1 protein-coding gene is annotated in these 1400 nt (G+C 58.2%); it reads right to left on the bottom strand.

Features of this window, described 5'->3' with window-relative positions:
• Positions 1-273 precede the first annotated feature (273 nt).
• Entirely contained in the window at positions 274-1305 is a 1032-nt protein-coding gene (locus tag CKW07_RS25035) for an IS110 family transposase (protein WP_095147509.1), read from the bottom strand.
• Between the last annotated feature and the right edge of the window lie 95 nt (positions 1306-1400).

The following is a 1400-nucleotide window of genomic DNA, read 5'->3' as shown; positions in this document are numbered from 1 at the left end:
GACCGTATATGGACTCCCCCTCATTGCAAGCCCCGTTGCTTTGGCGCCCGTGCCGACTGCACACGTATATTCGGCCTCTAAATACGGCATCGTTTCGATGCAGGGCCATGATGGGCTATTCGCGCGCCGGCTCCCGATCGCTTTTTCGTGCTTTTCGCACTTGGACATTCGAGGGTTTTGCCGACGCCGGTTCGACCGGTTTGCCATCGTTCAGGTTGCTTCGCAATCGTGGTTAAGAGTTGTTTCTCTCGTAGAACACGTCGGGTAAATAGATCAGGCCGCTGCCTGATTCGGTTGGTAATCAGTGCCGTGACGCAGCATCGCCCAAGCCATGCGTGCAGTTTTGTTGGCCAGCGCAATAGCGGCCACATTGGGATGCGATCGCTCGGCTAAACGAACGGCCCACTGGCTGAGCCGATCCTCTTTGGATTTGGCTGTGCGTAGCGCCGAGCGTGCGCCATGCACCATCAATGTTCGCAGATACGTATCACCGCGCTTGCTAATACCGAGTAGTCGATCCTTACCACCAGAACTGTGTTGCCTCGGTGTCAGTCCCAGCGAGGCGGCAAACTGTCGGCCATTGGCAAACTGACGGGCATCACCGAGAGCGACGACGAGCGCTGTGGCGATCATTGGACCGACACCGCGCAGCTGTTGAAGGCGAACGGCGGACGGCTCGTTTGTCGCGATCGCAGTGATCTCGCCGTCGAGCTGGCAAACACGCCCATCCAGCGCACGAAGGTCGTCCCACAAACCATCCAGCAGACGACGAAAGCGTGCCGTCAAACCGTTATCCGCATCCCCTAGCCAGCATGGTATTGCACGACGCAGCATCAGCAATTCCTTCGGTGCAACGAGACCGTACTCGGCGACCAGCCCACGGATCTGATTGGCTTTGGCCGTCCGCTGTTCGATTAAGCCGGCCCGGATGCGATGCGTCGCCTGGATATCCTGTTGTTCGATGGTCTTGATGGCGACGAAGCGCATGCTGGGACGGCTCATCGCTTCGCAGATCGCCTCGGCATCGTTCGCGTCGTTCTTGTTGCTCTTGACGTACGGTTTGACGAACTGCGGCGCGACCAGCTTCACCCGAAATCCGTGGGCTTGTAGCTGCCGAGCCCAGTGATGCGCACCGCCACAACTCTCCATCCCGATCTCACAGCCAGGTTCGATCTTCTCCAACACCGTTTGCAGCCAGCGATCACGCGGTAGGCGCTGCCGCCAGACGGGTAGCTCATGACAATCCACGCCGTGGATCTGAAACACGTTCTTGGCCAGGTCGACCCCAATTCGCATAAGCTTCATGTGTGGACTCCTTCTCACCGTTGACTGTGGTTCGCACTTTCAGTCTGGCACTCAAGATGCCGAAGTGAGGAGGAGTCCATCCCATTGCTTTTGGC

Origin of the sequence: Pseudomonas sp. Irchel s3b6 (assembly GCF_900187415.1) — a bacterium.
Classification (GTDB): Bacteria; Pseudomonadota; Gammaproteobacteria; order Pseudomonadales; family Pseudomonadaceae; genus Aquipseudomonas.
Note: the sequence above shows the minus strand (reverse complement) of the source record. Positions and strands in the feature narration are given on the sequence as shown.